Genomic DNA, 22,232 nt, shown 5'->3' on the forward strand with positions numbered 1-22,232 from the left:
AATCCATGGTTCTTTGGATTACTTATCGCCAGTGCAATTCGAATTACAATACTATAAAGCACTAGTTTGATACCCTTAAGGAGTGTCTACTTTCTTGACAGAGGTCCAAAATGATGCTTAAAGCGTCCATTTTCTCGATTTGGTTATCGGAAAATGAGCTCTAAGCATGAAAATCGAGCTTACAGCCCGAAAACTAATCCGAAAATGATCTGTAAGCGTGAAAATCAAGCTTATAGCCACAAATTAAGCTTTAAACTAGAAGAAGCAACCATCAACGAGATTGAAATGATGGAAAAAGTGTTGAGGAAACACGTAAATGATAGAAGAATGATTTCTGTGATCGACCCGGTCTATGATTGGAAAGATGCGGCTCAGGCTCATGAGTATATTGAATCTAATGCAAACGTTGTGAAAATAGTGCTGTCAGTAACGTAGACCAAGCACAAGCAAAACAAAAATGGAGTATCGAACTGTTGTCAGTTGATACTCCATTTTTGTTTTTTTGCCTGCTTGAGTGTATGTGATGTACCCGATTTATAGGGTAATTACTTACGACCGCGTGGCTTGCCAAAAGAACTTCCGCTGCCGCCACTGCCGCGTGTGTTGCCACGTCCGCTAGTCTGCGAACCACCACGTGAATTGCCGCCGCGACCAGCACCGCGAGAGCTGCTGCGCTCGCTTCCTGGGCTAATATTCGCTTTCCCTTTTGCTGCAGTCCAAGGACTGTCAACGGAGACTCCGCTGCGACTGGCGCTGCTACGATTCTCAGAGCGTTCTCCGCCGCGACCAGCGCTGCTGCGATTACCGGAGCGTTCTCCACCGCGACCAGCGCTGCTGCGATTCTCAGAGCGTTCTCCGCCGCGACCAGCGCTGCCGCGATTACCGGAGCGTTCGCCACCGCGACCGGTGCTGTTGCGATTTTCAGAGCCTTCACCGCGACGACCAGCGCCATCGCGACTCGCACCCCAACCTGTGTTCTCGGTTAAGCTGTCGGTTGCTTGTCCGATAGTATCGGTATTTCGTTCATTTCGTCTGCCGGATGCAGGACGTACGTTTTCACGTTGGCCTCTGCGACCGCCAGGCTTAGAATTGCGATCCTGTTGTCCAGAACGGCCTCCACCGCCGCGTCGCGCGTCGGAACGCTGTCCTCCACTACCGCTTCGAGGGCGATCATTATTGCCTGAAGTGCGAGCTTTGGCTTTATAGGTTCCCAGTTGAACGCTGCCTGCGGACTCTACACCTTCACTGTCAATTGCGCGACGAAGAAGTCTAGCGTTAATACTTTCTTCAATAAGGATTATTGTGTTTTTATCGTAAGGCGTTGCAAGTGTAACCGCCATACCTTCTTGACCAGCACGGCCAGTTCTGCCGATGCGGTGAATATATAGCTCTCCATCTTGTGGCACATCATAGTTATAAACATGCGTTACACCTTCGACATCCAGGCCGCGTGCAGCAACATCCGTTGCAACAAGAACTTGAAGACGCGCGTCTCTGAACCGTTTCATAACTTGCTCACGCTTAGCCTGTGTCAAATCGCCATGGAGTTCGTCAGACTCAATGCCAAGATCTTGCAATGCTTCATTTAATTTTTTGGCGCGAACCTTTGTCCTGCAAAAAATAACCGCCAAATAAGGCTGGTGACGCTCAAGCAAGTGTACGAGCGCCTGCTGCTTGCCGCGATCTGTTGTTTCAATTACAACCTGCTTGATGCTATCAAGCGTTACGTTCGTGCTGCGAACTCGAATATCAACAGGTGATTTCATATAGTCAGCTGCTAATTTACGAATGGCATCTGGCATCGTCGCTGAGAAGAGCATCGTTTGACGCGCTTTTGGCGTTTGTGTAATAACGCTCTCGACATCAGGCAAGAAGCCCATATGAAGCATTTGATCAGCTTCATCAAGAACAAGCATTTGAAGCTTGCCGAGGCTGATTGTCTCACGTCTCATATGATCCAGAAGTCGTCCAGGTGTAGCAACTACGATATGCGGCGAACGCTTCAGCTTACGATTTTGAGCTTCGACATCTTGGCCGCCGTATGCAGCTAGAACATCTGCTCCAACAGACGGAGCCAGTTTTTTTAGCTCGCTAGTTATTTGAATGGCAAGCTCTCTTGTCGGTGTTAAAATCAGAGCTTGAACCTGTTCTTTTTCTACATTGATGCGTTGCAATATTGGCAACACAAATGCAATGGTTTTACCTGTTCCTGTTTGTGCTTGCGCAATGACATCCTGCCCGTTCATGAGCAGAGGAATGGCTTGCTTCTGAACCGGAGTAGGTTCAGTGATACCATCCTGATGAAGCAATTCACATAACTTGGGCGATATACCCAGAGCGCTGAATGCGGTAGACATTAGTACATTTCCTCATTTCGTTTACATCGTTTGACGTTAAGTATAACAGTTGTCCCCTTATTGTGCATCATAACCTTATATATGATATGCTAAAACCGACATCAGTAGCAGCAAAGGAATGATAAAATATGAACGGAACAGAACGTTCGGCGATCAAAGCAGGTCTTGCAGTGCATATCGTGTTAAAGCAAGATCAACGTACGGGAAAGCTGACACAGGGCATCGTAAAAGATATTTTGACCAACTCACCAAAGCATCCCCATGGAATTAAGGTTCGTCTAACAGATGGTCAGGTAGGCAGAGTAAAACAAATCGTTGCACAACCATAGGGGAGCGAGAAACCAAATATAGTGCTTTCGAGGTTAGTTTGCTAAGCGAAACCAAAGTTAATGCTTTCGAAGATAGTTTTGCTATGCAAAACCAAAGTTAATGCTTTCGAAGATAGTTTTGCTATGCAAAACTTTAAGGAGTGGCGGCGCAATGGCATTTGGCATTACAAGAAAGGAAATGGAGCAATGGAAGGCGAGTGTCGCAAGCCGTGAAATTGCTTTTTTAACACATTTCTGGATTGATCCTCGCTTTCCTGGAATGAGAACCGTGACGAAAGTCGGCTGTGCCGATTTGGATAAGCTGTCCCGTTGGTGTCTAGATAACGACTTAAACCCTCGATATATTCATAAGAGATCACAGTATCCGCACTTTGATTTATTCGGACCTAAGCAGCGTGAGGTATTGCTTCGAGCGAACCATCTGGAGCAACTTGAGAGATTTGGCATCAAGTGAAAACTGTCCGCCTTCGAGCTGAACGCTCAATGAGCGGTTTTTTTGCTTAAAAAGGCTTATTAAAAGGTCTGTATTATAATCCTATTTTATAATTAAGGGGATAGGCATATGGTCATAAACAGGGATGAGCTTCTGAGGGAGTTTGGTGAATGGACAGCTTTTATAGCAGATCTAGGAAAGTTCAACGAACAAGTATGGAATCAAAGTATTGCACCGGGAAAGTGGTCTGTTCGCGAGGTAACCGCACATATTTTGCAGTGGGATCGCTATTTCTATGAGACCGCTGTTTCTAAATTAGGATCAAATATGCCGTTGACGCTTAAGCATATGGATTATGATGAATTTAATGATGCTGCCAAAATATACAGTAAAAGCGTTTCAGTATCAGATCTCGTTCAACAAGCTGTTCAGATTCGCAATCAAATCATAGATGAACTATGGAAGCTGACTGATGAGCAATTCGAAGCTCTTCTTAGAGATGCGGACGGGCACACTTTTCAGGCTGCTCAATACGTCAAAGATTTTATTTGGCATGATCAGCATCATATCTGGCAAATCAAAAATCGGCTTCATTTTCGAATAGAAGAAATGAGTCTCAATGGTTGGCCAGCTTTGCAAACTATTACTTATGACGGGTGGCTGCTTCGATTTGCTGAAGGCTATACGAAGCGCTCGAATTCAATCAATCCGATCTATGGCCATCAATTGGAGCTTGATTTGAAAATAAGTGAATGTGAAAAGTTATATACAAATCAGCAATTACGTACTGTTTTTAAAATAACGCCCTTTGTATACCCATCGAATCTTGATGAAAAGCTGCATGCTCTTGCCTATGAAAAAATCGATCATACACTTGTTAAGACCATTCATCTAGAAGTTGTAAACAAACCTGTTCACTCGGACATCCAGATCGAAGAGCATTTAACCGAGTCATGGATAGATGCGGTCACTGCTTTTAACCAATTAACCGAGCAGCAAAAAATAGTTACCCGCAAAATGATGGAGCTCTCTCCGCTCCTTAAATGTTTTGCTGTGCTGCACGATAATGGAGTGCCAGTTGCTTGCGGGCTAGCCGTAATTGAACAGGGCTGGATCGGCTTATATGATATCGTGACTGATCCAGACAGTAGGGGCCGCGGCTATGGAGAGCAGCTTGTATTGAATATTTTAGATTGGGGCAAGAAACAAGGCGCAACAGAAGGCTACCTGCTAGTAGTGAAGGATAATGCTCCTGCGAACCGATTGTACGATAAAATTGGCTACACGCAGCGATACGACTATTGGTACAGAGTTAAAACTGATTGAAAAATTAATCATATTATTTTCAATAAAACACATCTTAGAATTCTAACCAGCATGAGAAAGAAGGATTTTTTTGTGAAAAAGTACAGATCAGATTTGACTTCGGCTTCATCATCAACCTCATCACCACAAGTCTTAACAAGCTCTTGGCTGTTAATGCTCGGTATTTTGCTAATTGCGGCTAATCTTAGAGCACCGATTACAGCTGTCGGACCTATTGTGTCTGATATTCAGCAATCATTAGGTATTTCAAGCACAACAACGGGCTTACTTACAACGCTGCCGCTTCTTGCTTTTGCTTTTATATCGCCTTTAGCACCGCGGATAGCACAACGTATTAGTACGGAGAACACGTTGTTTATCGCTATGATTGTACTTACAGGAGCCATCTTAATGCGATCATTGCCTTCCATTGCGGCTTTGCTAGTAGGCACGGTTTTGCTTGGCATGGCAATCGCGATAGGCAATGTGCTGCTGCCGAGCTTGATTAAGCGTGATTTTCCGATAAAAGTGGGTCTTGTGACAGGTTTATATTCTGTAGTTATGAATTTAGGAGCAGCTATTGCTTCTGGCTTTAGCATTCCGATTACTGAGCAGCTTGGCTTTGGTTGGCAGGGGATGCTTGCTTGCTGGTCGATACTTGCCCTTATTGCCACAGTCGCTTGGCTTCCCCAAGTGCGCAGGCTTGGTCGTAATCAGTCAATCCATATTATGAATTATAAAAATAAAACTAATCTGTGGACTTCAGGATTGGCCTGGTATGTGTCGTTATTTATGGGGATTCAGTCCTTTTTCTTTTATGTAAATATTTCTTGGCTGCCAGAAATACTGCATGATCGCGGCATGAGTCCTGTCGATGCAGGCTGGATGCTTTCCTTGCTGCAATTCGTAAGTTTACCGGCTACGTTTATTATTCCTGTGCTGGCTGGTCGTAAAGCGAGTCAGCGCGGGCTAGCGCTAATGACCGCATTGCTGCTCGTCATTGCGTACGTGGGTCTGCTGAGTGGCGGAAGTGCAGCTCTTATACCGGTATGGATGATACTGCTTGGTATTGCTGGAGGTTCAGGATTTAGCTTGGCGGTTATGTTTTTTGTTCTTCGGACAAGCAGCACAACACAATCTGCCGAGCTGTCGGGGATGGCACAATCGATGGGTTATTTATTAGCGGCTGCCGGACCGTTTTTATTTGGTCTATTCCATGACCTTACGAAGGAGTGGACTCTATCACTAGTCATGCTGGTTGGCTTAACGATAGTATTTGCAGTCGTAGGTTGGAACGCAGGTGCGAATAAAAGCATACAAGATCGCAACAAATAATGGGAATGATTCGTAATAGTGGATACAGCTATTATTTTTTGGAGGTGTCCGATGCTTTATAACTACCTCATGAGAAGTAAAAAGTGGCTCATATTAGCTGCTTGTTTATCGTCTATTTTAGCGGGTGTGCTATATTTATATGGAAATGGAGCTCTGTTGGGATTTCAATTTCTCGGACCTGAAGCGGGATCTGAACGAGAAGTCGTTCAATTTTGGGGAAAAATATCGATGGGACTAGGGCTCACACTGCTTGTTACTACCCTTAGCCCTGCTAGAATGAAAGAGCAAGTTAATGTTGGATTGCATATTTTAATATTGATCCTTTTATTTATCATTCAACTGCCTCCTATCGCATTATGGCTGCTTGTTGTTATTCTTGGATATTCAGACGGCATTGTTGGACTTATACTGCATAGCGTTCTGCTTCTAATTATCGTTAGAATTGTTACGTTAGGTGAGCGGCAGGACACGGGAATTGAAGGAGTACGTCCTAACCCGATCTCTTGACATGGCGCGGCTGGATCTTTATAATCGTGAATAACCATGTTTAATGTATAATAAGCGTTGAAGAGGAACAGTAGTTTCGTGAGCAAGGCCTAGAGAGCCGGTGATATTGGTGCAAGCCGGACCTGCTGCGGAATGAATCTCGCCTTGGAGCTGTGCGATAATACTGTCGAATGTTGATCATCGATAATGAAACGTACCGTTTGGCCTGCGTTAAAGGCGACAAGTGAGTGATGGGCAAAGCATGCCTATTGCTAACTAGGGTGGTACCACGGGAGAAAAGCCTCTCGTCCCTAGCGTTAATCGCTAGGGACGAGAGGCTTTATTTGTTTAAATGCGTGAAATATTTTGAGGAGGATTCACATGAGTCAGGAACAGCAAATTCAAGGCTATAACCCGCTTGCTATCGAGCCGAAGTGGCAGCAATATTGGGATCAAAACAAAACATTTGAAACAACAGAGGATGCAAGCAAACCGAAATTTTACGCGCTGGACATGTTTCCTTACCCTTCAGGAGCGGGACTGCATGTTGGTCATCCAGAAGGTTACACGGCAACAGATATCGTATCTCGTTACAAAAGAATGAAAGGCTACAACGTTCTTCATCCGATGGGCTGGGATGCATTCGGCTTGCCTGCGGAGCAGCACGCGTTAGATACAGGTCAGCATCCGCGTGATATTACGTTCAAAAATATTGACAACTTCCGCAGACAAATTAAATCACTCGGCTTCTCATACGACTGGGATCGCGAAATTAGTACAACGGACCCTGAGTACTACAAATGGACACAATGGATTTTTATACAATTGTACAATAGAGGACTTGCATACGTAGCTGAAGTGTCAGTGAACTGGTGTGAGGCGCTTGGCACAGTGCTTGCGAATGAAGAGGTCATAAACGGTTTAAGCGAGCGTGGCAATCATCCGGTAGTTCGTAAGCCGATGCGCCAGTGGATTCTTAGAATTACGGAATATGCGGATCGCTTGCTTGACGATTTGGAAGAGCTGGACTGGTCAGAGAGCATAAAAGATATGCAGCGCAACTGGATTGGTAAATCAAAGGGCGCAGAAGTAACTTTCGAGATTGATGGTCATGAAGCCTCTTTGGTTGTATTTACAACTCGTCCGGATACATTGTTCGGAGCGACATATTGCGTATTGGCCCCTGAGCATGAGCTTGTTGCCAAAATAGTAACAGATGATCAGAAAGCAGCAGTAGAAGCCTATCAGGTTGCAGCAGCACGTAAGAGTGACCTGGAGCGTACCGATCTAGCAAAAGATAAATCAGGCGTCTTTACAGGCGCGTATGCCATTAATCCTGTGAACGGCGTGAAAACACCGATTTGGATTGCGGACTACGTACTAGCGGGGTACGGAACTGGTGCCATTATGGCCGTCCCGGGCCATGATGCTCGCGACTGGGAATTCGCAAAGCAATTTGATCTTCCGATTGTCGAGGTAGTTCAAGGCGGAGACATTTCAAAAGAAGCGTATGCTGGGGATGGACCGCATGTGAATTCCGATTTCTTGAATGGACTAACAAATGTAGATGCAATTGCTGCTATGATCGAGCATTTGGATGCTTCCGGCAAAGGTAAAGGCAAAATAACCTACAGACTTCGCGACTGGCTGTTCAGCCGTCAACGCTACTGGGGCGAGCCGATTCCAATTCTTCACCTGGAAGACGGCTCCATGAAGCCTGTACCAGAGGATCAGCTTCCATTGCTGCTTCCGGATGTTGATGCGATCAAGCCTTCGGGTACGGGAGAGTCACCTCTTGCGAACGTAACGGAATGGGTAAACACGATTGATCCAGAGACCGGAATGAAAGCGCGTCGCGAAACGAACACGATGCCGCAATGGGCGGGCAGCTGCTGGTATTACTTGCGGTTTATTGATCCGAAAAACGATAAAGAAATTTGTTCCCCAGAAAAGCAAAAGGAATGGTTGCCGGTTGATTTGTACATTGGCGGTGCGGAGCATGCTGTACTTCATTTGCTGTACGCTCGTTTTTGGCATAAAGTACTTTATGATATCGGTGTTGTTCAAACGAAGGAGCCATTCCATAAGCTAGTCAACCAAGGGATGATTCTTGGTAACAATAACGAGAAAATGTCGAAGTCACGCGGCAACGTTATTAATCCAGATGATATCGTAAACGAGTTCGGCGCGGATACACTTCGCATGTACGAAATGTTTATGGGGCCCCTTGAGGCGACTAAGCCGTGGAACACGAACGGTGTTGAAGGAACATACCGTTTCCTAAGCCGTGTATGGCGTTTGTTTATTAATGAGGACGGCAGCTTGAATGCCAAAATTGGCGATAGCGAAACCAGCGAGGCTTTCAAGCGCACATGGCATCGCTCGATCAAAAAAATTACCGAGGATTATGATAACCTGCGCTTTAATACGGTTATTAGCCAGCTGATGATTTTTGTCAATGAAGCTTACAAAACGGATGTGCTTCCACAACGCGCGATGGAAGACTTTGTTCAAATGATCTCGCCAATCGCTCCTCATATTGCGGAAGAGCTTTGGGAGAAGCTGGGACGAAAAGATTCTATCTCCTATGCGGCTTGGCCAACGTATGAAGAAGCTTGGACTATCGATCAGGAAGTAGAGATCGTCGTGCAAGTAAATGGAAAAATTGTTGATCGTGTTTCGATTGCGGCTGACATGGATGTTGCGGAAATGGAAAGCATGGCGAAGGAGCTAGAGAAAGTGCAAGAGCTCATTGCTGACAAAACGATTCGTAAAGTTGTTGCGGTAAAAGGCAAGCTTGTCAATATAGTAGCGAATTAACGCAAACCGAAGAGGTGAGCGGGCTCTAGCTGAAGAACAGCTATTGTCCGTTCACCTCTTCGACGATAAAGGCAGTTGAAACCTTCGTTAAATCTTCATTAAATTTGGAATGTGTCGTCCGAATAAGCTGGTTGAATACACCGCTGGTTTCACGCTGCAACAAGGCGAGTGCTTGGGCTGTAATACCGCCTGGAACAGCGACTCTTTCTTGCACTTGTGCCGGTGTCAGTCCTCCTTGTGTGAGCAGCAAACCGGTTCCAAGCAGCATGGCGCTTGCTACCTGGAGAGCTTCTTCGCGACCAATTCCTGTTTCATCTACTGCTGCCTCTACAAATTGTTCGAGAAAGAACGAAATGAAAGCAGGTCCACAGCTTGATAAATCCGACACTATGCGAGTATAGCTCTCATCAATTCGCAGCGGCTCGCTAATGTAAGATAACAATGACTCCAGCGTAGTCATATCTTCTTCTTGCATTCTTTGTCCATAAATACAGAGTGAAGCTCCGCTCCATACATAATTTGTAATGCTTGGTATGACCTTTGCTATTTTGCAGTCTAATTCTCCTTCTAAGTGGGCAATCAGAACCGGACTTGTAATGGATACGATAATTTGGTCCGAGGTAATAACAGGCTTTAAATCGTCAACGACTTTTTTGAATTCATGCGGTTTGACGCATAGAAAGATGATATCGTTGCCGCAAGCAGCTCCGGCGTTCGTATATTCGGCTCTTATGCCGGAATAACGGTCGGCCAATGCTTGCGCTTTTGCAAAAGTGCGGTTGCTGACAGTAATTTGAGCAGGCGAAAGAGCGCCTGATGCGATTAAAGCTTCTATGAGCAGGCTTCCCATCGTGCCCGTCCCGATAAACCCGACATTCATGCTGAACCCTCCTATATGGTTTTGCACATGCAAAACCAGTGTCACCTAAAAGAGAAACGCATATGTGAAGCATGGTCATTCCCTTAAATTAGGAAGCGATTTGTATGCTCTCTTACCTTATTCAATAGGACTTGTTTCATATGTCAATAAATTGTTAATGAATATTTCGATTTGAAAGGAGCTGCTCTTTCATGAGGGAACCGGCATGGGGATTATCAGCAAAACGCATTCTGCTAGCGACAGTTTGTATTTTAGCAGCTGTCAGCTTATTGTCTCTCGCGTTGATGGAACCAAAGCGACTTCAAGGAGAACGATGGGTTCCTTTAAACGATGAGGTGGAAAGAGCCCTTGTTGCAATGGAGAATGTTGACGATAGTGGCGTTTCGAGCGAGCTGAAGATTGTCAAAGACAAAGATGCAAATGATGCAAACGATTCGGGAAAGGAAGGGAATGTAAAAGATTCAAAAGAAGCAGAGAGCGGTGGCGGGGCTGGAGATCAAGAATCTGTTGAACCAGCAAGCGAGAAGACTAAAGATTTAATTGAAGATTCTAGCTCGAAAGAAGAATTAGCGACCACCGTAAACGGGAAGCTGGACATCAATAGAGCTACGGCTGCTGAGCTGGATCTGCTAAAAGGAATTGGACCTGCAAAGGCGGAGGCTATTGTTGCCGATCGAGAGGAAAATGGTTATTTTAACTCAATTGATGAGTTGCTGCGGGTAAAAGGGATTGGTAATAAATTACTGGCAGGTATCGAAGAAAATATTGTCGTTCGTCCATAATTGTGAGAGAATGGAAGGAAGCGGACTTTTGATAGATTCCGCTTATATTACTAGTTTTGATAGGCAAAATGTATAGGAGGAGTTAAAACATGTCAGAACAACGCAAGCTCTCTCTAGAAACGCTATCCGTCCACGGAGGCCAACAAATCGATCCGACTACGATGTCGCGCGCGGTACCTATTTACCAAACGAGCTCATTCGGATTCAAAGATACAGATCATGCTGCGAATCTTTTTTCACTGTCTGAATTCGGTAATATCTATTCACGTATTATGAATCCGACATCGGATGTATTCGAGAAGCGGGTAGCAGAGCTTGAAGGTGCCCCTGCAGCCTTGGCGGTTGCGTCCGGACAAGCTGCAACTACATACGCGATTCTTAATATCGCAGGTGCCGGTGATGAAATCGTATCCTCCTCCAGCATCTATGGCGGAACGTATAATTTGTTCGCGATTACGCTTAAGAAACTAGGCATTACTGTTAAATTCGTTGATCCATCCAATCCGGAAAATTTCCGCGCAGCGATTACAGAACGCACGAAAGCGGTGTTCGCGGAAACGATCGGTAATCCAAAGGGAGACGTTATTGATTTGGAAGCGGTTGCTGCTATCGCTCATGAGAACGGAGTTCCGTTTATTGTCGATAACACATTCCCAAGCCCATACTTATGCCGTCCGATTGAACATGGCGTAGATATTGTCATTCATTCCGCTACAAAGTTTATTGGCGGTCATGGTACATCTATTGGCGGCGTGATTGTAGACGCGGGCAAGTTCGATTGGAAGGCAAGCGGTAAATTTCCTGGCTTGACTGAACCGGATCCGAGCTATAATGGTGTAGTATATACGGATGCTGTTGGTCCGATTGCGTATATTATTAAAGCGCGTGTGCAATTGCTTCGTGATATGGGCGCGGCATTGTCACCATTTAATTCATTCTTGCTGCTGCAAGGACTTGAAACTCTTCATTTGCGTATGGAGCGTCATAGCTCAAATGCTCAGAAGGTTGCTGAGTATTTGGAAGGGCATGAAGCAGTTGAGTGGGTTAATTATTCCGGATTGCCGAGTCATTCTTCCTACGAGCTCGCTAAGAAATATTTACCTAAGGGTCAAGGCGCGATTATGACTTTTGGTATTAAAGGCGGCGTGGAAGCAGGCAAGAAGGTCATCAATTCAGTGCAGCTGTTCTCGCATCTTGCGAATGTCGGCGACTCGAAGTCACTTATTATTCATCCCGCAAGCACGACGCATCAGCAGCTAACTGCTGAGCAGCAGTCAGCGGCTGGCGTTTCACCGGGAATGATTCGTATATCGATTGGAACAGAAGGAATCGATGATATTTTAGCGGATCTGGGGCAAGCATTGGCCGCAAGCCAATAATAATGGATTTGCTACCTTAAATGACAATGACAACTAGAAATACAGATGCATCACGAGAAAGGAAGTTTAAGCAATGACTACCCAAACTAAGGATACCCTTCGTAAGGATTGGGATACGTATTTTATGGATATCGCTTATATGGTATCGACTCGTTCACGCTGCCCTCGCAGACATGTCGGAGCTGTGCTCGTACAAGGGAAAAAGCTGCTTGGCACCGCTTATAACGGAGCTCCTATGGGCGTGCAGGACTGCCTTGAGGCAGGATGCATGATGACTGAGGAGGCTGAGGTGAAGGTTGTCGACGGAGTGGAGCAGGTGATTAAGAAGCAGCGATGTATTCGAACGATACATGCTGAACAAAACCTGCTGATGTTCACTGACCGAGCAGACCGCGAAGGCTCAATCGTATACGTAACCGACCAGCCCTGCTGGACATGCGCCAATATGCTTGCTAACAGCGGCGTCACTGAAATCGTGTACCATCGTACCTATCAAAAGGACAGCGACAAGGTCGAGAGGCTAATGGAGCAGAAGGGTATTGTTTTCCGTTGTTTGGTGTCTTTTGAGCCTTCCGCTGGAGATCATATGGAAATAACTTCCTAGTGTTGATTGCTCTTTAATAATGAATAAAGCTAACAGAGGAGGAACCTCTAGCTGCATCGGTTGATGCGGCTGGAGGTTCTTTTTTTGTATAGGGGTAATGTTAAAAAATTCGATTTAGTGTTTGAGTGAGCGTGAGGGCAGTCTTGAGACGCTAGAGTGAAATAAAGGAGGGCAATATATGTTAAGGATGAACCGGCGTCCTTTGATCTGGTTCGTAATTAGTTGGGTTTGCGGCAGCGCCGCGGCTGCGGGTCTGAGCAGTCGCGGCGCTGTGCTTATGACGGGTGCGCTGGCTTTGCTGGCGCTGGCCGCTGCGCTGTGCAGGCAGGCGTCCTGGCCGCTGGCGGCTGCCTGCGTGGTTGCGGCAGGGCTCGCCGCAGGGGAACGGATGTGGGCGGATGCCCGCAATGTGACCGCGCTGCAGGCTCTGCTAGCCGCCGCTGAGGCGGATGGCCCGCAAGCTGCGTACGCGGCGGAAGCGGTCGGCACTATTGTGTCCGCGGTGGAGGTCGACGGCGACCGCGTTATGTTTCGCGTGGCGGCGAATAGCGTCCACGTCAAGGGTGAAGCAGCGCCGCGAGAGCTCCGCGAGCGCTTGGTCGTGCATGTCCGGCTTGCGGAGCAGCCGGAGCAGGCTGTCGCCGCGAAGTGGCAGCGCGGCGACCTTGTGCGCGTTGCCGGCGAGCTAACGCGGCCGGCTGGTGCAACCAATAGCGGCGGCTTCGACTACCGCCGCTACCTGAGCAGCCAGCGCATACATTGGCTGCTCAAAGCTAAGGGCACCGCCGCCGTAAAATCGGCGCCGGGCCAAAAGCTCACCGCGGCCGCGCTGCTCGGCCGCGTAGATCAAGCGCGCGCTGCGCTTGGTGCGCGCTTCGACAGACTGTATCCGTCCGATCAGTCCGGATACATGAAGGGCCTCGTCCTCGGTATTCGCGAAGACCTCGACCCCGAGCAGTTCCAGCAATTTTCGCGGCTTGGCCTCACGCATATATTGGCTATATCAGGCTTGCATGTCGCCGTGTTTATTTACGTCTTAAGCGGTTTGCTTCGATTGCTGCGTATGACTCGCGAAAGAATACTGCTTATCCTCATGTTTTCTGTTCCACTCTATGTGCTGCTCTCTGGCGGATCTCCTTCCGTTGTACGGGCTGGTGTGATGGCCGTTCTCGGCTTGCTTGCTGCACGGTTCGGGAAATTGAAGGATGGCTTGCATCTGCTTGCTGCGGCGGCAGTACTTATGCTGGCAGTGGACCCTTTCTTTATCGAAAATGTTAGCTTTCAGTTATCCTTTATCGTTACGATTGGATTAATTATTGGCGTTCCACCGGTTAGGAGAGCGATGCCGCAATGGAAAAAAGGGAAGGCGCTTTTTGATCTGGCTGCTGTTACGATAGTTGCCCAGCTTGTTTCTTTTCCGGTATCGATCTATTATTTCAATCAATTTCACGCTTTATCTATGCTCGCGAATTTCGTGCTAGTTCCGTTTATAAGTTTCGTGGTTATGCCGTTTGGGGCGGTATCGTTAATGATTGCGGTCCCTTGGGAACCAGGCGGCAAATTGCTCGCTTACGCATCGCATTATGCGAATGACTGGACATTCTTATTAGTTGATAGGCTGTCACAGGTCGATTCGCTGCGTTCCATATGGCCCTCTCCGCCTTTATGGTGGGTGGCTGCATGGTTCGTACTGCTCGGAGCTGCTTTTTATACGCTTAAAAAATGGTCACAGCACTCTCTAGCTGTATATTCAGATCAATCGATAATAGCTGACGAGACCTTGCCGCTTGAGCCTGGGTTCGTCGAAGCCGCGCCAACAGCATCTATGGGGGAAGCTATCTTTTATTTAGAGGCAAATGGAAGTAAAAGGAGCTTCGCACTTGGGTTCTCAATGCTCGCTATTGGCACATTCGGGTTGCTCTTTTACGCTTATCAGCCTAACTTATGGAATAGGACGGCAATCGTCAGCTTTCTGGATGTTGGTCAAGGGGATACCATCCATATTCGGACTCCAAGAGGCAAGCATATATTAATCGATGGAGGAGGGGCGATTTCCTTTCGTAAGCCAGGCGAGGAATGGAAGGAACGCAGTGACCCTTTTGAGGTCGGTCGAAAGGTTATCGTTCCTCTGCTTATGAAAAGAGGGGTGCAGCAAATTGATCTTCTTGTCATTTCTCATTTGGATAGCGACCATATTAAAGGGCTGCAAGCGGTGCTGGATACGATTCCTGTTCGCGGCGTATGGTGGAACGGCACAATAAAGGATGCAGGTGACGCGAAGGAGCTGCTCAGGCAAGTGAATGATTTACGCATTCCGTTATATAAGGCTTACGAAGGCTTGGAATTCGAGATGGATACAGATTCGCGTATGAAAGTATTATGGCCTGAGGCTCCTCAGAACGAAGTTATCAATACAGTAGAGGATCAGAATGAAAGCAGCGTTGTCTTAAACGTTGATATATATGGAAAGCTCTTCTTATTTTCGGGTGATATAGGAAGTGAAACGGAACAAGCGTTAGTCAGGAAGCTGCAGGATAAAGACGGGAGCCAAACTGAGTCTGCCATTTCCATTATGAAAGTAGCTCATCATGGAAGCCGCTTCTCAACAAGCGAGGAATGGCTGCGATATTGGAGACCGCTTGGCGCGGTAACATCTGTGAGTGCTACGAACAGCTACGGTCATCCTCATCCAGATGTTTTAGCGCGAATCAAGGAAGCAGGCGTTCTTAATTGGCGAACGGATAAGGATGGAGAGGTGCGTTTTACAGTGACAAATAGAGGGTTGTACTTAAGAGAATAAAACGATTTCTATATACGGAATATCATTAATTTGGTATTCTTTAATGTGGAGTTCGTTTTTTATCTCCTCTAAAAAAATAGTGGATTATCCATTTATTAACTCAATGAATATATGTTATGAGAAGCATCTGCACAGAACTGAATGCACGTATTTGCAGGAAACTATTTCCGCTAAAAAAAATTAAGTGAAACTTATCTTTTATCTGCAACATTTATAGTAACCAGTTCGTCAGAATGGTTGCAAGAGAGGGGGATCCTTCGTGGTGGAGCCGGGCATTATTCGAGCCGCTCAGTCGGGAGATCGCGATGCATTAATTACTCTATTGCGAGAGATTGAAACGCATGTTTATCGGACAGCCTATTATATATTAAATAACGAACAGGATGCACTTGATGCAGCTCAGGAAGCGCTAATCCGAATTTATACTAAAATAGGCTCGTATGAAGAGAAAGCACAATTCAAAACATGGATTCAACGTATTGTAACGAATATTTGCATTGATAAATTCCGGAGAAATAAGCCGACAGTATCAATAGATGAGCATGACATGGTTTTCCATGAGAAACAGAACGTGGAGGACGAGGTGATGACCGCCTATGCCGTACAAGATATTCGGACCGCTATTGATAAGCTGCCTGAGCATCATCGCGCGGTAGTCGTACTTAGGTATTTACAAGATTTTTCATACAATGAAATTGCTGATTCACTGGATTTGCCGCTTAACACGGTAAAGTCTTATTTATTCAGAGCTAGGCAACAGCTGCATACTTTACTTCATGATTATCAGAAAGGTGGTGTCCGGGGATGAATTGTCAAGAGGTGATGGAGTATATGCAAAGACAGCTTGACGACGATCTCGATGAACACGAGAAAGAAGTCTTGATAAATCATACTAGACATTGTCCGGACTGTGCAGCCATGTTCGAACGGCTTAAGCTTCTATCCGCGGAACTGACTAGTTTACCTAAAGTTATTCCCAGCTATAGCTTGGTTGATGCCATTATGCCGCAGCTAGAGCGGTTGGAGCTGCTTAAACAGTCGCAAGCAGGAACGGATTCCCCGCAATCCGACGTTAAAGCGACGGAAGTTCTATCACGCCGCCGCAAGACTCAAAATCGCCGATGGCCTTCAATGCGAGTGATGAGCGGAGTGATAGCAGCTGGAATCGTAGCAGGACTTTTCCTTGTAACCTATGGATCGGGTAATGGACCGGACTTAGGAAGAGCGGGGTTGTTTAGTGCAAGTGGAGCAAAAAATGACGCGGATACTTCTTCATCTCCACAAGCACAGATGAAAATATCAGCTAACTTAGAATTGGAAAATGAGGTATCAACAGAAAGTCAATCAGATAATATGGATAAACGTAAAAGCGTGGCGCAAGAGCCGGAAATGACCTCAAGTCAAAATAAAAGCTCGGATGAAAAAGCTGGGATTTCAAAGTTTGATGCTCTTAGTGACCCAACAAAAGGTCTCGATACAGGGAAAAATTCAGGCGGATCTAATGATTTGCCAGCCTTAGGGAATAATGGATCAGGAACTAGCAATGGTCAGGTAGATCCACCCTTAACGGGATTTACGATTGAAAAAAATCAACTTCAAGCTGCATCCCCGGATGGGAAGTATATCGCACAAGTAGCAGACTACAAGGTTATAATATTTACAGCTGACGATCAAACCGCTGTACTCCAATCTTCTCGGAAGAATGGGACGCTGGACAATCTAGTCTGGTCAGACGATAGTAAGCAATTGTTTTATGAGGTCAAACTGGAGCAAGGCGCAATTGAGAAATATGTTCTTGATATTGCAAGCGGGAATGACGAGAACGAGAAGACTGCGCATTAATAATAAGATATTCGCACACAATTCTTATGCTTCGCGTATAGTATAAGTAGCGAGAATGTCTGCGACGAAGCCTTGACGTCGTATGACCATCAATAGGGAGGTACCATGGACCTGCTTGTTGATGTTTATATAGATGCTCGGCAAGTGGAAACGAGCAAGTCGTCCAAATGCTTTGGGCGACTTTGCTTCGTGAAGAAAAGATAAGAAACGTAACATGCGAGGCATGTGCGAGCTGATCTTTGAACAAAGGGATGATGCCTTCAAATGGCTCATCCCTTTATTGCCGTTTATTTGTACATAGTCATGATGAGGTGATGAAATGGATTCAAAGGAAGCGTTGAAGGAAATAAAAGGCGGAAGGTTTCGACCGATCTACGTATTATATGGCAAGGATCGTTATCGCTTGCAGCATTTTATAGATAGCTTAACAGACGCCATGTTTACAGCAGAGGAACGAGAGCTAGGCATTGTAAAGTTCGATACAGCAGAAACAGCTCTTGAAGAAGCTGTATTGGAAGCGGAGACGCTGCCATTTTTCGTGCCGCGCAAGCTTGTACTCATTCGAGATGCTGCTGTCCTTGCGGCAAGTATCAAAGAAAGCGGGAAGATCCAGCATCAACCGGAGAAGCTTCTCCAGTATATGGAATATCCATCAGAAACGTCAGTAATTGTGTTTGCTGTGTTTGCTGAGAAGCTTGATGAGCGGCGCAAGTTGGTGAAGGTGCTGAAGGAGCGTAATTCGCTTGTGGCCTTTCCAGAGCTGGATGCTGCCCAGCTCAAGCAGTGGATGATGAAGCGGGCGGCAGAGCAAAAGCGTACGATGAGCGCAGAAGCCGCTGATTTGCTGCTCGTTCGCGCGGGAACAAATATGCAGCAGCTTGCACAAGAAGTGGATAAGCTATGTCTTCATGCTGGTGTAGGCGGCGTCATTGATTTGGAGCAAGCTTCCTTACTTACAGCAGCAACTGTCGAGGAAGATGTGTTTGCATTAATTGATTCTATAGCAGAACTGCGTATTGATCGTGCTTTACGGTTGTATAGGGAGCTTCTCGTACGAAAAGAAGAGCCTATTAAAATAGCGGCGCTGATCGCCAGGCAGTTACGTATTATGCTTCAAATTAAAGAGCTGGAGCAGCAGCATTATTCACCCCAGCAAATGGCGGGACAACTGGGATTGCATCCCTATGCGGTTAAGCTAGCGGCAGAGAAGAGCCGCAAGTTCGCTGTACCTAGGCTGGGCAAGCTCCTTGCCTCGTTAGCCGAACTGGATTATAAAATGAAAACAGGCGCTATCGAAAAAACGCTCGGCCTAGAGCTTTATTTACTGTCTCTTGGAGTAGAGCAGCGTGCTTAGATTTTCTCCTGCATACAAAAAAACGGCTTCACTGCTCTGTTAAGAGCGGTGAAGCCGTTTTTTGAATCCATCTTAAGCTTGTGCGGAAATAGCATTCAGCCTTTTAGCAAGACGAGATTTTTTGCGGGAAGCCGCATTTTTATGAATCAGGCCCTTAGTTACTGCTTTGTCCAATTTTTTCGTTGCAGCGATTAGAGCTGCTTTAGCAGCATCAATATCAGTGCCAGCGACAGCTTGGTCTGCAATCTTTACGGCCGAACGAAGTGCGGATTTTTGTGAAGCATTCAAAGCACGACGCTTTTCGTTTGTCTTAACGCGTTTAATCGCGGATTTAATGTTTGGCATGGAATTCACCTCCTAAACTGGTTACAGCGGTACACATTCAGTTTAATGCTAGACAACACAACTTAAAATATATTATCATGCCCCTGCCCAAAAAGCAATAGTACCACCTGTTGTCTCAATTGGAATTCATCGTTTGATTTTAGGTATGAAATGGGCGCTCTTGCAAACAATAACGAAAGTACATTTGCATGAAGGGAGAATGAACAGCAGTGAACGAGCTTGACCTGCAGTTATACAATGTGAGAACCGATCTGGCACTTGAAGCGAAGGAGATAGCAGAACAGCCGCTTGGCGGAAATATACCGGGCATTCAATCCGAAACGACCGAGGATGATGGCATTACAATAACGCAGCTGCATGTGCAAAATGAACAAGGCTCCCAAGCGATCGGTAAAATGCAGGGTCGTTATGTAACGATCGAGGTGCCGGCTTTGCGCAATCAGGATACCGTATTGCAGGATCGGGTTGCCACCCAGTTCGCTAAGCATTTTGAGACGTTTTTAGAGAGTCTGTCCATAAGCAAAACGGCGCGTGTGCTGATCGTTGGACTGGGTAACTGGAACGTAACTCCGGATGCGCTAGGTCCAATCGTAGTAGAGAACATTATGGTGACGAGACATTTTTTTGAGCTGATGCCTGATCAGGTGGCGCCTGGTTATCGGCCGGTCAGCGCTGTTGCGCCAGGTGTGCTTGGTATTACGGGCATTGAATCAAGTGAAATCGTACAAGGGATTGTAGAGCGCACGAAGCCAGAGGTTGTAATTGCGATAGACGCGCTTGCCTCCAAAGCGCTTGAACGTGTGAATACAACGATTCAAATAGCAGACACGGGCATTCATCCAGGGTCGGGTATTGGCAACAAGCGAAAAGGACTAACGAAAGAAATATTAGGTGTGCCTGTTATAGCAATCGGTGTGCCGACGGTAGTATACGCTTCAACGATTGTTAATAACGCAATTGATATGATGCGAACTCATATGGAAACGCAAAAAGGCAACACTGATCAAATTTTTGGCTTAATGAATCAGATGGCCGAAAACGAACGTCTGCAGTTGGTCAAGGAGGTTCTGAACCCGCTTGGTCATGATTTGCTTGTAACACCAAAGGAAATCGATGAGTTCATTGAGGACATAGCTAATATTATCGCGAGCGGACTAAACGCGTCACTTCATGAGGCGGTTGATACCGATAATGTAGCAGCTTATACGCATTAAAGCTCAGCGCATTCCTGAATAAGAAGTCGTCTCAGTTTGAAGAGGCGGCTTCTTTTGCATATATTCATTTTCAACCATTCTCTCGATTGGTGAAATCTAGCAATTCTGAATCTTTCAGTTCAAGCAGGTTCTATGAACTCTCTTACTCTCATAAATTAATAGTAACTTAGCCGAAGGCATAGAGAATCGGGAGGTAATAAATCAATGAAACGTACTATTATGCTGTTGGATTTCGGGAGAGAAAGTAAGCGGATGAGGCAAATACTGTCTACTGGGAGAACATTTGCGCTGCTTTCTTTTAGTTCTATGATATTTTTTGTTGTTCTCGGATTGGCAGGCTTAATTCATCAGCAATCAACAACCGTTCCTGTTAATTCTATGAAAGGTTTTGCGGCTGCTGTATCGAGTGGTTTTTTTGGGGATATGCTAGAGATGGAGATGCCTTCGTTTCAGAGCAGCATTGAGACGGATTCGTTTAGCACAAAGCAAATGAGCGCTTTTCTCATGCGGGCGCTAACCGATATAAATCCAAGTGATCCGAAGAGTCTGCTGGCGGGTGAATTGCCAGGGATGAGTGTGAATGACGCTTTTCTTATTCGAAAAGGAATAGGTACAGACACGGCTGTTGGGCCTGAGGATAACGCGCCCATCCCGCATGACTCTAACGATGGGTCAGGCACAGAAGACGGAGCGGGTACTACTGATCCAGGGAATGATGGTTCGGTGAAACCGCCAACCGAAGAGGCAGCTTTGCCTGAAGATAATGGAGAAGAGGTTGTCAAGCCTGAGAGCACAGCTAAGCCAACAATTTCAAAAACGAAAATCGCTTTCATTTATCATTCACACAATCGAGAATCCTGGTATCCAGAACTGAAAGACAAATCGAAGGATCCTAATTCCGATACCAAAAATATTACGCTTGTAGGAAAGCGGCTTGCAAAGAAACTGGAGGAGCGAGGTGTAGGCTCTCTTCATTCGAACATGGATTATCCAACAACGATTGAAAAATATCGATGGGAGCTGTCTTATAAATATTCGATGAAGACAGTGAAGGAAGCTATCGCGAGCAGCAAGGACTTGAAATTCTTCTTCGACATTCATCGTGATTCTCAAAAACGGAAATATACGACTATCGATATTGGCGGTAAAAGCTATGCCCAGGTTTATTTTATTATCGGCCATAAAAATCCGAATTGGGAGAAAAATGAAGCATTCGCTACCAAGATCCATCAGGCTTTAGAAAAAGATTACCCAGGCATTTCAAGAGGAATCTGGGGCAAAACGGCCGCGACTGGCAATGGGGAATATAATCAATCGCTAGCAGAAGATAGCGTGCTTGTAGAGATCGGCGGCGTAGATAACACGTTGGTGGAATCTTACCGAACTGCTGATGCGCTTGCTAAGGTCATTGCTGAATTATACTGGGCCGATGAAAAGGCATAGGGATGGAACAGAAAGATTGCTTACAATTGCGAATCATTAGCGAGGGGGAATGATGTTATGAAACGAAATGCGCTGAAATGGACAGCGGTGGGCGGGGCGCTAGTATTTATTATTTTGTACGGAATTGAGATGTCCTCTACGGGCATTGAACGCATATATGGTCCGATCGAGGGCGGTGAAGCCTATGTGGAAATGGAGCCTCCGAGACAAACGAACGACACCTCGACAAGGCTGGCTCTCAAGCAGCAAGCGAAGATCGCAGAGCTGGAAAAGGAATTAGAAGAAATAAAGCGTCTGGCGAGGCTTGCTGAATTAGCGAAGGAGGACGAGCGTTTGAATGGTATACCGTTCGAGGGGGAGCAGCCTGCAGTCAATAAAATCGCCGATTCCACTTCTGGAATGCTGCAAAATGTTTCAAGTGAAGGGATCCGTTTTGTCGTGTCTCTGTTTGATGGATTAACGAAATAAGAATGCACATTGCTGGGCGACCCCTTAACTGGTATAATACTAGGAATGAATAGCAT

Annotated in this window: 20 protein-coding genes and 1 other annotated feature; of the genes, 17 read left to right on the forward strand and 3 right to left on the reverse strand. The window is 46.0% G+C overall.

Translation table 11 applies throughout. The features are described 5' to 3' along the window. Positions 1–153: 153 nt before the first annotated feature. Positions 154–435: a hypothetical protein gene (locus AC0YN7_RS12770; RefSeq protein ID WP_475810387.1), complete on the forward strand. Its 282-nt coding sequence runs from the start codon at positions 154–156 to the stop codon at positions 433–435. A 110-nt stretch (positions 436–545) separates the two neighbouring features. Here AC0YN7_RS12770 and AC0YN7_RS12775 read toward each other — a convergent pair whose 3' ends face one another. Further along, positions 546–2,357 carry a DEAD/DEAH box helicase gene (locus AC0YN7_RS12775; RefSeq protein ID WP_475810388.1) on the reverse strand — a complete coding sequence of 604 codons (1,812 nt, stop codon included), beginning with the start codon at positions 2,355–2,357 and terminating at the stop codon, positions 546–548. 128 nt (positions 2,358–2,485) lie between these two features. Here AC0YN7_RS12775 and AC0YN7_RS12780 point away from each other — a divergent pair, with 128 nt between their 5' ends. The 6 genes from AC0YN7_RS12780 (at position 2,486) to leuS (ending at position 9,065) form a co-directional block, all read left to right on the forward strand. After that, complete coding sequence (locus AC0YN7_RS12780; RefSeq protein WP_475810389.1) at positions 2,486–2,686, forward strand: YwbE family protein; 201 nt, start codon at positions 2,486–2,488, stop codon at positions 2,684–2,686. A gap of 151 nt (positions 2,687–2,837) precedes the next feature. After that, positions 2,838–3,140, forward strand: coding sequence for a hypothetical protein (locus AC0YN7_RS12785; RefSeq protein WP_475810390.1), 303 nt, complete (start codon positions 2,838–2,840; stop codon positions 3,138–3,140). A gap of 108 nt (positions 3,141–3,248) precedes the next feature. Continuing rightward, entirely contained in the window at positions 3,249–4,445 is a 1,197-nt protein-coding gene (locus AC0YN7_RS12790; protein WP_475810391.1) for a GNAT family N-acetyltransferase, read from the forward strand. Between the two features lie 72 nt (positions 4,446–4,517). Next, positions 4,518–5,759 carry a CynX/NimT family MFS transporter gene (locus tag AC0YN7_RS12795; RefSeq protein WP_475810392.1) on the forward strand — a complete coding sequence of 414 codons (1,242 nt, stop codon included), beginning with the start codon at positions 4,518–4,520 and terminating at the stop codon, positions 5,757–5,759. A 51-nt stretch (positions 5,760–5,810) separates the two neighbouring features. After that, entirely contained in the window at positions 5,811–6,266 is a 456-nt protein-coding gene (locus AC0YN7_RS12800; RefSeq protein WP_475810393.1) for a hypothetical protein, read from the forward strand. Positions 6,267–6,314: 48 nt separating this feature from the next. Then, positions 6,315–6,561 (forward strand) — a binding site (T-box leader). A 65-nt stretch (positions 6,562–6,626) separates the two neighbouring features. Beyond that, a complete protein-coding gene (gene leuS / locus AC0YN7_RS12805) occupies positions 6,627–9,065 on the forward strand; it encodes a leucine--tRNA ligase (protein WP_475810394.1) in 2,439 nt (812 codons plus the stop codon). Between the two features lie 40 nt (positions 9,066–9,105). Here leuS and comER read toward each other — a convergent pair whose 3' ends face one another. Continuing rightward, positions 9,106–9,945 carry a late competence protein ComER gene (comER, locus tag AC0YN7_RS12810; RefSeq protein ID WP_475810395.1) on the reverse strand — a complete coding sequence of 280 codons (840 nt, stop codon included), beginning with the start codon at positions 9,943–9,945 and terminating at the stop codon, positions 9,106–9,108. 191 nt (positions 9,946–10,136) lie between these two features. Here comER and AC0YN7_RS12815 point away from each other — a divergent pair, with 191 nt between their 5' ends. The 7 genes from AC0YN7_RS12815 to holA all read left to right on the forward strand — a co-directional run bounded on the left by AC0YN7_RS12815 (position 10,137) and on the right by holA (position 18,706). Then, positions 10,137–10,727, forward strand: coding sequence for a ComEA family DNA-binding protein (locus AC0YN7_RS12815; RefSeq protein ID WP_475810396.1), 591 nt, complete (start codon positions 10,137–10,139; stop codon positions 10,725–10,727). An 89-nt stretch (positions 10,728–10,816) separates the two neighbouring features. After that, positions 10,817–12,106 carry a homocysteine synthase gene (locus AC0YN7_RS12820; RefSeq protein ID WP_475810397.1) on the forward strand — a complete coding sequence of 430 codons (1,290 nt, stop codon included), beginning with the start codon at positions 10,817–10,819 and terminating at the stop codon, positions 12,104–12,106. Positions 12,107–12,179: 73 nt separating this feature from the next. Further along, positions 12,180–12,710: a deoxycytidylate deaminase gene (locus tag AC0YN7_RS12825; protein WP_475810398.1), complete on the forward strand. Its 531-nt coding sequence runs from the start codon at positions 12,180–12,182 to the stop codon at positions 12,708–12,710. 178 nt (positions 12,711–12,888) lie between these two features. Then, complete coding sequence (locus AC0YN7_RS12830; protein WP_475810399.1) at positions 12,889–15,510, forward strand: DNA internalization-related competence protein ComEC/Rec2; 2,622 nt, start codon at positions 12,889–12,891, stop codon at positions 15,508–15,510. A gap of 259 nt (positions 15,511–15,769) precedes the next feature. Then, positions 15,770–16,318 (forward strand): RNA polymerase sigma factor, encoded by a 549-nt coding sequence (locus AC0YN7_RS12835; RefSeq protein WP_475810400.1) that lies wholly within the window; start codon positions 15,770–15,772, stop codon positions 16,316–16,318. Next, positions 16,315–17,352, forward strand: coding sequence for an anti-sigma factor family protein (locus AC0YN7_RS12840; RefSeq protein ID WP_475810401.1), 1,038 nt, complete (start codon positions 16,315–16,317; stop codon positions 17,350–17,352). Before AC0YN7_RS12835 ends, AC0YN7_RS12840 begins: the two co-directional genes overlap by 4 nt. Before the next feature lie 319 nt (positions 17,353–17,671). After that, entirely contained in the window at positions 17,672–18,706 is a 1,035-nt protein-coding gene (holA, locus tag AC0YN7_RS12845) for a DNA polymerase III subunit delta (RefSeq protein ID WP_475810402.1), read from the forward strand. A gap of 72 nt (positions 18,707–18,778) precedes the next feature. On the opposite strand, the gene rpsT is transcribed toward holA, so the two are convergent. Then, positions 18,779–19,051: a 30S ribosomal protein S20 gene (rpsT, locus tag AC0YN7_RS12850; RefSeq protein ID WP_475810403.1), complete on the reverse strand. Its 273-nt coding sequence runs from the start codon at positions 19,049–19,051 to the stop codon at positions 18,779–18,781. Positions 19,052–19,260: 209 nt separating this feature from the next. Here rpsT and gpr point away from each other — a divergent pair, with 209 nt between their 5' ends. The 3 genes from gpr (at position 19,261) to AC0YN7_RS12865 (ending at position 22,176) form a co-directional block, all read left to right on the forward strand. Continuing rightward, positions 19,261–20,265 carry a GPR endopeptidase gene (gpr, locus tag AC0YN7_RS12855; RefSeq protein WP_475810404.1) on the forward strand — a complete coding sequence of 335 codons (1,005 nt, stop codon included), beginning with the start codon at positions 19,261–19,263 and terminating at the stop codon, positions 20,263–20,265. A gap of 204 nt (positions 20,266–20,469) precedes the next feature. Next, entirely contained in the window at positions 20,470–21,708 is a 1,239-nt protein-coding gene (gene spoIIP, locus AC0YN7_RS12860) for a stage II sporulation protein P (protein ID WP_475810405.1), read from the forward strand. A gap of 57 nt (positions 21,709–21,765) precedes the next feature. Next, complete coding sequence (locus tag AC0YN7_RS12865) at positions 21,766–22,176, forward strand: DUF3679 domain-containing protein (protein WP_475810406.1); 411 nt, start codon at positions 21,766–21,768, stop codon at positions 22,174–22,176. Positions 22,177–22,232 lie beyond the last annotated feature (56 nt).

Source organism: Paenibacillus sp. J31R122 (assembly GCF_056269185.1).

Bases quoted from the DNA above. Each gene is read 5' to 3' on its own strand.
- AC0YN7_RS12770 (WP_475810387.1), top strand. From the start codon at position 154: ATGAGCTCTAAGCATGAAAATCGAGCTTACAGCCCGAAAACTAATCCG.
- AC0YN7_RS12775 (WP_475810388.1), bottom strand. From the start codon at position 2,357: ATGTCTACCGCATTCAGCGCTCTGGGTATATCGCCCAAGTTATGTGAA.
- AC0YN7_RS12780 (WP_475810389.1), top strand. From the start codon at position 2,486: ATGAACGGAACAGAACGTTCGGCGATCAAAGCAGGTCTTGCAGTGCAT.
- AC0YN7_RS12785 (WP_475810390.1), top strand. From the start codon at position 2,838: ATGGCATTTGGCATTACAAGAAAGGAAATGGAGCAATGGAAGGCGAGT.
- AC0YN7_RS12790 (WP_475810391.1), top strand. From the start codon at position 3,249: ATGGTCATAAACAGGGATGAGCTTCTGAGGGAGTTTGGTGAATGGACA.
- AC0YN7_RS12800 (WP_475810393.1), top strand. From the start codon at position 5,811: ATGCTTTATAACTACCTCATGAGAAGTAAAAAGTGGCTCATATTAGCT.
- leuS (WP_475810394.1), top strand. From the start codon at position 6,627: ATGAGTCAGGAACAGCAAATTCAAGGCTATAACCCGCTTGCTATCGAG.
- comER (WP_475810395.1), bottom strand. From the start codon at position 9,945: ATGAATGTCGGGTTTATCGGGACGGGCACGATGGGAAGCCTGCTCATA.
- AC0YN7_RS12815 (WP_475810396.1), top strand. From the start codon at position 10,137: ATGAGGGAACCGGCATGGGGATTATCAGCAAAACGCATTCTGCTAGCG.
- AC0YN7_RS12820 (WP_475810397.1), top strand. From the start codon at position 10,817: ATGTCAGAACAACGCAAGCTCTCTCTAGAAACGCTATCCGTCCACGGA.
- AC0YN7_RS12825 (WP_475810398.1), top strand. From the start codon at position 12,180: ATGACTACCCAAACTAAGGATACCCTTCGTAAGGATTGGGATACGTAT.
- AC0YN7_RS12830 (WP_475810399.1), top strand. From the start codon at position 12,889: ATGTTAAGGATGAACCGGCGTCCTTTGATCTGGTTCGTAATTAGTTGG.
- AC0YN7_RS12840 (WP_475810401.1), top strand. From the start codon at position 16,315: ATGAATTGTCAAGAGGTGATGGAGTATATGCAAAGACAGCTTGACGAC.
- holA (WP_475810402.1), top strand. From the start codon at position 17,672: ATGGATTCAAAGGAAGCGTTGAAGGAAATAAAAGGCGGAAGGTTTCGA.
- rpsT (WP_475810403.1), bottom strand. From the start codon at position 19,051: ATGCCAAACATTAAATCCGCGATTAAACGCGTTAAGACAAACGAAAAG.
- spoIIP (WP_475810405.1), top strand. From the start codon at position 20,470: ATGAAACGTACTATTATGCTGTTGGATTTCGGGAGAGAAAGTAAGCGG.
- AC0YN7_RS12865 (WP_475810406.1), top strand. From the start codon at position 21,766: ATGAAACGAAATGCGCTGAAATGGACAGCGGTGGGCGGGGCGCTAGTA.